The organism is Longimicrobium sp. (genome assembly GCF_036280135.1).
Classification (GTDB): Bacteria; Gemmatimonadota; Gemmatimonadetes; order Longimicrobiales; family Longimicrobiaceae; genus Longimicrobium.
In genome coordinates, this window is sequence record NZ_DASURI010000276.1 from 1 (window position 1) to 11,084 (window position 11,084).

Here is an 11,084-nt window from a genome sequence, read left to right on the forward strand (position 1 = left end):
GCCCTGAAGAGCAAAACGGGGCGCCCGTGACCAGGCGCCCCGTCTTTCCGTCAGTCCATCCACACGTCAGTCACGCGGATGATGCCCGGCGTGGTTCTGCGCGGGCTGCGCGGCCGGTGCCGGCTGATGCGCACCGTGGCCGGCGGCAGCGGCGGGCGCCTCCGCGTGATGGTCCTCGCCGTGCTCTTCGGCGGCGGGCGCGGGGCGCAGGACGGCCAGGCGCTCCAGCTGCACCGGCGTCATGGCCTCGCGGGCCTGGCCCTCCCAGCGCGCGTTGATCTGCGCCATCTCCGCGTGGTGCCGCGCCTCGTCCGCTTCGGAGGGCGTGGAGGCGTGCATGGGCGCGCAATGGACGCGGTGCGCCTCGCGCAGCGAATCGCGCGCGACGGTGATGGCGGCCAGCTGCTGCGGCGTGATCTGCAGCTCGGCCACGAGCTCCAGCGCCGCGAACGGGCTGGGCTCGCGCGGCGTGGACTGCTGCGCGGCGGACGTCGCGGGAAGCGCGAGCACGGCCGCGACCACCGCGGCGCCGATCATCCTGTGCATCAGAACCTCTCCGAGGGGATTGCGTGAGACGGCGGGCAAACCGCGGAACGCGGCGGGGAGCAACGTACGCAAACGTACCGACTCCACCCGGCTGGTACAAGCCCTTTGCGAACGATTCTCAAACGCAAACGAGCTATCACGGAGCGCACGCGGAGAAGACGAAGCCCGCCGGCTGGCGGATTTCTCAAGCCGCGGCGGGAACCCGTCGAAGTTTATCCCCTCTCCCGCGCCGTTTGCGGGAGAGGGACGCGAGGCACGAGCGGGGTGAGGGCTCCCGCGTTGCACCCCCGTTCCTTGTACGCACTTAGCGCGTTCGCTAGATTTCCCCGATTCCCCAAGAGCCGGCGCCGCCACAGCGGCCGCGCACGGCAGGTCGTCCGCGCGCCGCATTCATGGCAAACGCAGCCAAGCTGAAAGACCAGGCCCGGGCCGCAGAGAACCGCGGCCAGTGGACCGAAGCCGTCGTTCTCTACCGCCAGCTCCTGGAGGAGAACGAGGGCGAGGAGACGGACATCGCCCTGTGGAACCGCGTGGGCGACCTGCACCTGCGCCTGGGCGAGACCGAGCGCGCCGTGGAGGCGTACGAGCGCGCCGTGGCCGGCTACGCCGACAGCGGGCTGTACAACAACGCCATCGCCCTCTGCCGCAAGATCCTGCGCCTGGTGCCCGGCCGCGGCGCCGTGTACCTCAAGCTGGGGCAGATCAGCGCCGCCGCCGGCTTTTTGGCCGACGCCCGGCAGAACTTCCTGGAGTACGCCCAGCGGATGAAGCGGGCCGGCAACCTGGACGCGTCGTTCGACGCGCTCAAGGAGTTCGCCGACCTTTCGCCCGAGGACACCGACGTCCGCAAGCTGCTGGCGGACCAGCTGCTCTCGCACGACCGCAAGGAGCAGGCGGTCGAGCAGATGCGCATCCTGCAGGGCGCCTACGTGCAGCGCGGCGACGCCGACGCGGCGGGCCAGGTGCGCGAGCAGATCCGCGCCGTGGCCCCCGACGCCGACGACTCGCCGCTCATGCGCAGCCGCAGCGCCGCCTCGGACGACTGGGACGCCGCCCTCACCAGCGGCGAGGCGCCGCGGGCCGGCGGCGCGTCCCCGGCGCCCGCGGGGCTGGACCTGGGCCCCACCATCGAGCCGGCCAGCGTGCAGGTGGACGTGGCGCCGCTCGCGGGGCTGGAGTCCACCGCGCTGGACGACGGCGACGTGGCGCCCTTGGCCGGGCTGGAATCCACCTCGCTCATCGACGACGCCCCGCCGGCGCCCCCCCGGTCCGCGCCTCCCGCGTTGGAGCCGGGGCTGAGCCTGGACCTGGAGCCCACGGCGTTCGACGACGACCTGCCCCTGCTGGACGACGCGGAGGACGGCGAGCCGCTCCCCCTGCTGCTGGACGACGAGGCGGAGGACGACGGCGGGCTGCCCCTCATCGGCTTCGACGACGAGCCGGTGCCGGCCGCGCGGCCGGAGCGCCGCGCGCCGGAGCCCGTCTTCGAGGCGGCGCCGGACCGGCTGGAGGAGCTGCGGGCCCACGTGGCCGCCGTCCCCGAAGACGCGGCGTCGCGCGACGAGCTCGTCCGCGAGCTGCGCGCCCGCGGGCTGGGGCACGAGGTGGAGGAGGTGCTGGAGAACGCGCACCGCTCCCTGGCCGCCAAGGGGATGTACTTCGACGCCGTGGCGCCCATCACGGCGCTCATCGGCCTGCGCCCGGACGACGGGATGCTGCTGCAGAAGCGCGTGGAGTACGCCTTTCGCAGCGGCCGGGCCGACGCGCAGGTGGAGGCGTATCTCGGCCTGGGCCGGCACCTAGCCCGCAACGGGCAGGAGAGCAAGGCCGCGGCCGTCATCCGGCGCGTGCTGGAGCTGGATCCGCACAACGTGGAGGCCCGCGCCGCCGCCGCGCAGATCGCCCCCGCCGCCGTCGTCCTCCCCGCTCCGCAGGGCGCGCCCGCCGCCCCCCCCGTGGCCGCGGCGCCCGCGCCCGCGCCCGTTCCCCCCGCCGCTCCGTCGCCAGAGTACGTGGACCTGGGCGCCCTCATCCTGGACGAGGAGGGGGGCGAGCCCACCACGCGCTTCGTGGTGGAGGAAAAGGAGCCCAGCGGCGACGAGGACCGGGACTTTGCCGAGATGCTGGCCCACTTTCGCCAGAAGGTGGCCGAGAACATCGACGTGGAGGACAGCGCCAGCCACTATGATCTGGGCGTGGCGTTCATGGAGATGGGGCTGGTGGACGAGGCCATCGCGCAGTTCCAGGTGGCGCTGCGGGGCGGGGCCAATCCGCTGGCCACGCTGGAGCTGCTGGGCCAGTGCTTCGTGGACAAGGGCCAGTACGCCGTGGCCGGCCGCGTGCTGGACCGCGCCGCCCACCTGCCCGGCGTGGGCGACGGCGACCTCGTGGGCGTCCTGTACCTGCTGGGCCGCATCGACGAGGCCACCGGCAACGCCGCGCGGGCGCGCGAGTTCTACGAGCGCGTGGTGTCGGTGGACATCCGCTTCCGCGACACGTCGGCCCGCATCGAACGGCTGAGGGGCAGTACCTAGTGCCAAGGACCAAGGACCAAGTACCAAGTGGGTCTGTTCTTGGCACTTGGCACTTGTAACTTGGCACTGCTCTTTTGACACACCGCCGCGCGGCCCGTAGAATTCCGCGTTTCCAGACGACCGTAGATCCAGAGCCGCACAGCATGACCGTCCACAACGCCGTCCCCCACCTCGACGAGATCCAGGCGCCCATCCGGGAGCGCCTGGACGCCGTCGTCGACGAGATCCGGCGCATCGTGGTCTCCGACTTCGCGCCGGTGGAGACGGTCAACGAATACCTGATGAAGATCCGGGGCAAGCTGTTTCGCCCCGGCCTGGTGCTTCTCTGCGACGAGCTGGCCGGCACCCCCACGCCCCAGGCCGAGACGCTGGCGGCCGTGCTGGAGCTGGTGCACCTGGCCACGCTCGTGCACGACGACGCCGTGGACCACTCGGTGCTGCGGCGGGGCATGCCCACCGTCAACGCCCTGTGGAGCCACCAGGTCGCCATCATCATGGGCGACTACCTCTACACGCGCTCGTTGATGGAGATCACGCGCCTGGGACGGCTGGACGCCATCCAGGTGCTGGCCAACGCGGCCAACGACATGACCGTGGGCGAGATGCGGCAGCTGTCGTCGCACGACGCGCTGGACTTTTCGCAGGACGACTACTACCGGCTCATCGACGCCAAGACGGCGTCGCTCATGGCCGCGGCCTGCGAGCTGGGCGCGCTCTCGGGCGCGCCGCGATACAGCCAGCAGGTGCGCACCTTTGGCCGCGAGCTGGGCCTGGCGTTCCAGATCGCCGACGACCTGCTGGACTACACGGCCGACTCCGCCGTCACGGGCAAGCCCACGGGGCTGGACCTGCGCGAGCACAAGGTCACGCTGCCGCTCATCGCCGTGCTGCCGCACCTGGACGCGGACGAGCGGGCGCGGGTGGAGGCCCTGTTCGCGCACCCCGAGCCCAGCGACGAGATGATCGCGGGCGTGGTGCAGATCGTCCGCGCGCGGGGCGGGCTGGAGTACGCGCACGACGCGGCGCAGGCGTGCGCCCGGCGCGCGGCCGAGGCGCTGGAGGGGCTGCCGGCGGGGCCGGCGGTGGACGCGCTGCGCGACAGCATCGTGTACGCGGTGGAGCGGCGGCGGTAGACTGCGGGGCTGGCGGCACTTTCCTTGCCTGCCGCAGCGTGCAAGGGCCGCGCAGGGGGAATGACCACGATCAACGGGCTGGGGAGGTGAGATGAGCGTAGGCGGACGCCGACGCGCGGGCAGGGTGCTCGTGGCCGTGCTGACGGGACTGCTGGTGGGAGCGCTGCTTTCGGAGCTGGCGATCCGGTTCATGCCCGACAGCTCCGCGCGCACCTTCTTTACCACCTCCGTCGCCGCGGCCTTCGGCCCGCTGGTGATCGACCTGGTGGCCGTGGGCTTTACGATCGGGCCGCTGGTGCTGCGGCTGGACTTTTTGAGCGTGCTGGGCGTGCTGGTGGTCGCCCTCGCCGTGCGCACCTGGCTGTAAGGGAATCGAGATCAGGGAATAGGGAATAGCCTGCAGTCGCACCTCGTGCGGCTGCGGGCTGTTTGCGTCCGGGTCCCACCCGGCGGACCCTCACCTCGCTCGTTCCTCGCGTCCCTCTCCCGCAAGCTGCGCGGGAGAGGGCGTAGACTTCCACGAGCCGCGGGCGCGTAGCGACCAGTCCGTCAAAGCAGTTCTCCCCCTCCCCCGCGAAGCGGGGGCAGGGGGTCGGGGGGTGGGCAGGGGGCCGGGGGGAGGGGGCCCTCCGCGGGCCGGCAGACTCCCGCCGACGTGCACGGACTTCGCCCTCCTTCGCCCACGCGAAAAGCCCCGCCTCTCGCAAGGAGAGGCGGGGCTTCATCCATCTACCATCCGTCAGCCGATCCGGATCAGCGGATCGCGATCACCCGATCCGGATCAAGCCGATTCAGATCAGCTCTGGGCGGCGCGGCTGCGGCGGTTGAGCTCGGCGCGGTTGTCCTCGATGTCCGCGTTCTGGCGGGCATCCAGCAGCCACTGGCGGAAGAGGTCCTGCTGCAGCGCCGCCTGCGCCTGCTCGCGCTGCCCCTGCTTCTGCTGCTCCCAGGCCCGGCGGTCGGCCGCCGTGCGCGACACCGGGCGCACCAGGAACACCGCCGCGGGCGTGGCGGCCACGGGGCCCACCTGGCCCACCGGCGTGCCGAACGCCGCGCCGATGGCCGCGTTGGCCTGCCCGAACACCGGGTTGGGATCCACGCGCGAGAACGGACCCGTGCGCTGCACCGTCAGGCCGCGGGCCTGCGCCACCTGCTCCAGCGTGCGGCCCTGGCGAATCTCCGCCAGCATCTTGTCGGCCTCGGCGCGGCCGGCGGCCACGCGCTTCTGCGTCTCCAGCATCTGGCGAATGCTGGCCTGCGCCTCGTTGTACGGCGTCATGCCGGCCTCCGTGAAGCGCTCCAGCTCCACCAGGTACAGCGCGTCGTCCGTCTCCATCACGTCGCTCACGGGGCGGCCGGTCACGTCGCCGCTCGCGCGGTCGGCGGACTCGTCGCGGGCCCAGTTGATGGCCTCCATGGCCGCGCCCACGCCCGGCACCATCGGGGCGCTGGCGCTCACGGGCACCTGCTCGCGCACGGTCACGTTGGGCTGCCCCTGCGCCGCGCGAACCAGGCCCACCGAGGCGGCGCGGTCGCGGATGGCGTTGAGCTGCTGCTCGATGCGGCCGATCTCCTCGTCGCTCTTGGCGAACTCCAGCAGGATGTGCCGCGCCGTCACCTGCTCGCCCTCCCGCGCGTCCATGCGCACCAGGTGCACGCCGAACTGCGTGATGACGGGCTCCGACACCTGCCCCGGCTGCAGCGCGAACGCCGCCGAGTCGAACGAGGCCACCATCTGGCCGCGGCCAAAGGTGCCCAGCGAGCCGCCCTGGGCCGCGTTGCTCTGGTCGGCGCTCTCGCTGCCGGCCAGCTCCGCGAACAGGCGGGCCTGCGCGGCCGTGTCGCCGGCGGCCAGGATCTGCTGGCGCAGCGCGCGGGCGCGGGCCACGGTGGCCTGGCGGTCGGCCTCGGTGATGGTGAGCGGAACGTACGCCACCTTGAACGACGCGCCCTCCGTGCGGCGGAAGTCGTCGCGGTTCTCCTCGTAGTACGCGCGCATCTCGGCATCCGTCACGGCGGCCGGCTTGAGCTTGGACAGGTCCAGCTGCACGTAGTCGACCGTGGCCGTTTCCGTGCGGTCCTGGTACGCGCGCCACAGCTCGGCGTCGGTGATGTAGCGGCCGGCGGCCAGCTGCGACACCAGCTTGCGCCGCGGCAGGTCGTCACGGTAGTAGCGCTCCAGCTCGCCAAAGATCTCCGCGGGCGCCTGGCTGGCCAGGAAGCCGCGGTACTTGGTGATGTCGAAACGGCCGTTGGTCAGGAAGATCTCCTGCTGCATGAGCTGCGGATGCGGCAGGTTCTTGGCGGCCCAGATGACCTCCTGGTCGCTCACGCGAATGCCGCGGCGCTGGAGCTCCTGGCGCAGGAGCGTCTCGTCCACGAGCGTCTCCCAGGCCTGCTCCTCGATGCGGCGCTGCATCTCGGGCGTGATCTCGCCCATCTGGGCCTGCGCCTGCTGGTACAGCGCCTGGTAGGCGTCGCTGTACGCCTGGGCGCTGATGGACTCGCCGTTCACGCTGCCCGCGTCGGAGGCGCCGCCGCGCAGGCCGCCACCCAGGGCGTCCATGCCGATCTCGAACACCATCCAGCCCAGGAAGAACACCATCAGGATGGGAACGAGGATCTTGCCCGCCGTGGAGCGAATGAGCTGCATCATAGGAGGTAGAGAACTCCGCTTGAATCGGGACGCCCCTGCGCGGCGCCCCGGCTGATGAGGGTGGTGGATGCGGCTGCGGGATGCAGGAAAGTGAAGGCGCAAAGATATTTAGACGGGCCCGCCCACGCAACCCGCGCCCGCGGGCGCGGCGGCGTTGACACCGCTTGCGCGCGAGATTTAAGTTGCACCCCCTGTCACCCCAGCCCAGCCCCGGCTCTTTTCCCGCGCCCGGTTACCGTATGGCCGACCTTTCTCCCGAGTTCGCGACCGAAATCCAGAAGCTCGAAGCGAACTACGCGAGCAACCCGGGCCGCTTCTTCCTGCCGCTGGCCTCCAAGTGGCGCGACGCCGGCGACGTGGCCCAGGCCGAAGCCATCCTGCGCGAGAACCTCAAGCGCTTTCCCGGCCTGTCCGCCCACGTGCTCCTGGGCCGGTGCCTGGCGGACCGCGGCGCCTTCCAGGAAGCCGCCAACGAGTTCCACTACGTCCTTTCCATCGACTCGCAGAACCAGGTCGCCCTGCGCATCCTGGCGGAGATGGCCGCCGCCGGTGGCAAGCGGGCCGAGGCTGAACGCTGGTACAACGAGCTGCTGGCCGTTGATCCCATGAGCGCCGAGGCCCGCGCCGGGCTGGCCCAGTTGGCCCGCGCCGGGGCCGCCCCCGCCGACGAGCCCGCCGCGCCGCAGTGGGGCGACGTTGCCGCCGACACGCCCGTGGGCGGCGCTTCGTCCGCGCAGACGGACGACGGCGGCTTCGGGATGATCGACCTGGACGTCCCCGACGCCTCCCCCGCCGACGCGTCGGGCGTGGCGGCGGACGACGCGGCCGATGCCGGGCTGGGCACGTGGGGCGACCTCACGCTGGACGCCACGCCCGCGCCGGAGCCGACCGCCGCCTCCGTACCGTCCACCGAATCGGCAGACGGGGGTGACTTCGACGCGTTCGGCTTCGGCAGCGTGGACCTGGACGCCGAGCCGTCCGCCGAGGCCGACGCGTCGGCCTCGTGGATGGACGCGGACGCGCGGCAGGACGTGGGCGAGAGCGCCGCGGCGGACCTGGGCGACCTGCCCCTGCTGGACGACGGGATGATCGACGCGCCCCTGGCCGGCGCCGACCTGCCGTTCATCGACGCGGACGCCACCATCGACGACGGCGGCCTGGTGAACGAGCCCGGTGCGGGCTTCGGGTTCGGCGAGCCGGCGCCCGCCGCGGCGGACGAGGGCCACGTGGTGCACGAGGCCGACGGCCACGACGCCGACGCCGAGATGGTCACCGAGACCATGGCCGAGCTGTACGCCAGCCAGGGGCTCCTGGCGCAGGCGGCGGACGTCTACCGCGAGCTCATCGGCCAGCGCGGCGAGGAGCCGGGACTGGTGCGCCGCCTGGCCGAGATCGAGGCGCGGATGTCCGGCGCCCCGGAGTCCGCCACCGCCGACGACGAGTCCGCGGACACGCCGGACTGGCTGGCGTCGGTGGATGCGTTCTCGCGCGGCAGCAGCGCATCCGACGCGATCGACGCGGGATCGTCCGACTTCGGCGCGGCGGACGACTTGCCGCTGCTGGACCTGGATCACGCGGCATCGGATTTCGGCGGGACGACGGATTTCGGCGGGGAGACGGACGCGGCGGAGCTCAGCATCGCGGAGCCGGCGCCGGCGGCGTTCCCGACCCTGGAGACGGAGCCCGCGCTTGACGCACAGCCCGCATCCGTCGATCCGTTCGCGGATTCCTTCGCGGCCGGCTTCGACGGCGCGGCCGTGACGGCGGACGCGGGATCGACGGATTTCGGCACCGAGCCGGTCGCATCGGCCGACTTCGGATCGACGGACTTCAGCGCGGAACCCGTCGCATCGGCGGACGTCGGATCGGCGGATTTCGGATCGAGCGTGTCCGCGGACGCTGGATCGGCGGACGCGGGCGTGGCGGATGACCGGCAGGTGTGGGAAGCGCCGACGGTGGCGGAGACGGAGCCCGTCGGCTTCGACATCCTCGTCGTGGCGGACGAGGAAGGGGCCCAGGTGCCCGCGCCGCCCGAGGTGGTGGCGGACGTGAGCGCCGACTGGGCCATCGCCGCCGCGCCCCTGGACGACGACGAGGAAGAGGCCCAGGCGGAGATGGCCGCGGCCCAGGCGGCCTACGTGCCGCCCGCTCCGGGCTCGCGCACCATGCGCGGCTACTTCTCGTCCCTGCTCGCCTGGCAGCCCGGCGCCGCCGACGCGCCCTCGTACGAGGTCTCCGCGGACGAATCCGGCGCGCTGACCATCGAGGCCGCCGCGCCGGACGTGCCCGTCATCGAGGAGACGCCGTCCGCCGCGCCGTCCCTGGTGGACGATGCGCCCGCGCCGTGGGAAGCCGCCGCCTCCGACGCGCCGTCGTTCCCGTCCGCGCCGGGGATCCCCACGTTCGAGGCGCCGTCCCTCCAGCCGCCCGCCTTCGCGGAGCCCGAGGCGCCGGTGTCGGACGAGGCGGAGCCGTGGGCCGCCGCGCCGGAGGACGAGCCGTGGGCGGCGGGCGAGTCCGCCCCGCAGCCGGCGGAGGCGTCCGCGCCGGGCGACCTGCCCCTGCTGGACCTGGAGGAGCCGTGGGCCGAGACGCCCGCCGCGCCCGCCCAGCCCGTGGACATCGCCAGCTTCGAGCTGGCGGAGGACGGGGCGCCGTCCGCCGAGCCCGCGTCGGCCGGGACGGACGCGCAGGCGGAGGAGCTGCTGCCGTGGGAGGTGCCGGCCGAGCCGGCCGCCGCCAATGCGCCCGAGGCGCCGGCCGTGAGCGACGCGGGGGGCGGGTTCTCGTTCGAGGACTTCTTCTCCGGCTCGTCGTCCGCGCCCGCCGCGGCGGAGCCCGAGCCGCAGCCGGAGCCGGAGCTGCCCGCGCCGCCCGTGGCCGAGGCGCCGGCGTTCATCCCGTCGTTCGCCGAGCCCACGCCGCCGCCCGTGTTCGAGGCGCCGGCCCCGGCTCCCGCTGCGCCGGCTGCCCCCGCCCCGCAGGCGGGCGGTCCGGAGGAGGACGACGAGGACCTGGAGAGCTTCCAGGCCTGGCTGCAGAGCCTGAAGCGGTGAGGGTCGCCGTCCTGCACGGGCCCAACCTGAACCTGCTGGGCACGCGCGAGCCGGAGGTGTACGGCCGCACTACGCTGGCGGAGATCGACGCGGCGCTGGTGGCCGCGGGGGCGGAGATGGGCGTGGACGTGGAGTGCTTTCAGAGCAACCACGAGGGCGCCCTGGTGGACCACGTGCAGAAGCGCGCGGGCGAGGTGGACGGCTTCGTGGTGAACGCCGCCGCCTACACCCACACCAGCGTGGCGCTGGCCGACGCGCTGGCGGGAGTGGCGCGTCCGTACGTGGAGGTGCATCTTAGCAACGTTTTTGCCCGCGAGCGCTTTCGCCACCGGTCGTACCTGGCGGCCGGGGCCCTGGGCATCATCTCGGGCTTTGGCGCCGCGAGCTACACGCTGGGGCTGCGCGCGCTGATCGAACACCTACGAAGGAGTGCGTGAGTGCGGAGGTGCGTGAGTGCGGGAGTGAACGGCAGGATGTCCGCCCGCTCCCGGATCCACTGACGCACGCACGCACTGACGTACTCACGCACTGAAAGGAGACCTGTGGCGACGACGGCCGATTTCCGCAACGGCATGACCATCAACATCGACGGGGTGCTGTGGACCCTGCTGTGGTTCCAGCATCACAAGCCCGGCAAGGGCAACACCGTCGTGCGCAGCAAGATGCGCAACGTGCTCACGGGCGCCGTGCTGGAAAAGACGTGGCGCGCCGGCGAGCGCATCGAGGAGGTGCGGCTGGAGCACCGGCCCATGACGTACAGCTACCACGACGGGCACCTGTACCACTTCATGGACACGCAGTCCTACGAGGACGTGGCCCTCACGGCCGAGACCATCGGCGAGGACCAGCTCAAGTACCTCAAGGACAACATGGAGGTGGACGGGCTGCTGCACGGTGAGAAGGTCATCAGCGTGGAGCTGCCGTTCTTCGTGACGCTGGCCATCTCGCAGACGGACCCGGGCGTGCGCGGCGACACGGCCACCGGCGGCACCAAGCCCGCCACGCTGGAGACGGGCGCCGTGGTGCAGGTTCCGCTGTTCCTGAACGAAGGCGACGTCATCCGCGTCGACCGCCGCGAGGACAAGTACATCGAGCGCGCGAAATGATCGACCTCGAGTTCCTGCGCGGGCTGATCGAGGCGGTGGACAACAGCGGCATC

Annotated in this window: 8 protein-coding genes; 6 read left to right on the plus strand and 2 right to left on the minus strand. The window is 72.4% G+C overall.

What is annotated here, in order from left to right:
* Window positions 1–66: 66 nt before the first annotated feature.
* Window positions 67–546 carry a hypothetical protein gene (locus tag VFZ20_RS08705; protein ID WP_329683468.1) on the minus strand — a complete coding sequence of 160 codons (480 nt, stop codon included), beginning with the start codon at window positions 544–546 and terminating at the stop codon, window positions 67–69.
* Window positions 547–938: 392 nt separating this feature from the next.
* On the opposite strand from VFZ20_RS08705, the gene VFZ20_RS08710 reads away from it, so the two are divergent.
* From VFZ20_RS08710 to VFZ20_RS08720, 3 genes are all read left to right on the plus strand, one after another.
* Window positions 939–3,080: a tetratricopeptide repeat protein gene (locus tag VFZ20_RS08710; protein ID WP_329683469.1), complete on the plus strand. Its 2,142-nt coding sequence runs from the start codon at window positions 939–941 to the stop codon at window positions 3,078–3,080.
* A 143-nt stretch (window positions 3,081–3,223) separates the two neighbouring features.
* A complete protein-coding gene (locus VFZ20_RS08715; RefSeq protein ID WP_329683470.1) occupies window positions 3,224–4,213 on the plus strand; it encodes a polyprenyl synthetase family protein in 990 nt (329 codons plus the stop codon).
* Between the two features lie 91 nt (window positions 4,214–4,304).
* Window positions 4,305–4,580, plus strand: coding sequence for a hypothetical protein (locus VFZ20_RS08720; protein ID WP_329683471.1), 276 nt, complete (start codon window positions 4,305–4,307; stop codon window positions 4,578–4,580).
* 429 nt (window positions 4,581–5,009) lie between these two features.
* Here the strand turns inward: VFZ20_RS08720 and VFZ20_RS08725 are convergent, their stop codons facing one another.
* Window positions 5,010–6,869 carry a peptidylprolyl isomerase gene (locus tag VFZ20_RS08725; protein WP_329683472.1) on the minus strand — a complete coding sequence of 620 codons (1,860 nt, stop codon included), beginning with the start codon at window positions 6,867–6,869 and terminating at the stop codon, window positions 5,010–5,012.
* Window positions 6,870–7,108: 239 nt separating this feature from the next.
* On the opposite strand from VFZ20_RS08725, the gene VFZ20_RS08730 reads away from it, so the two are divergent.
* From VFZ20_RS08730 to efp, 3 genes are all read left to right on the plus strand, one after another.
* Entirely contained in the window at window positions 7,109–9,925 is a 2,817-nt protein-coding gene (locus tag VFZ20_RS08730; protein ID WP_329683473.1) for a tetratricopeptide repeat protein, read from the plus strand.
* A complete protein-coding gene (aroQ, locus tag VFZ20_RS08735; RefSeq protein ID WP_329683474.1) occupies window positions 9,922–10,362 on the plus strand; it encodes a type II 3-dehydroquinate dehydratase in 441 nt (146 codons plus the stop codon). The genes VFZ20_RS08730 and aroQ overlap by 4 nt, the downstream gene beginning before the upstream one ends.
* A 105-nt stretch (window positions 10,363–10,467) precedes the next feature.
* Window positions 10,468–11,031: an elongation factor P gene (efp, locus tag VFZ20_RS08740; RefSeq protein WP_329683475.1), complete on the plus strand. Its 564-nt coding sequence runs from the start codon at window positions 10,468–10,470 to the stop codon at window positions 11,029–11,031.
* Window positions 11,032–11,084 lie beyond the last annotated feature (53 nt).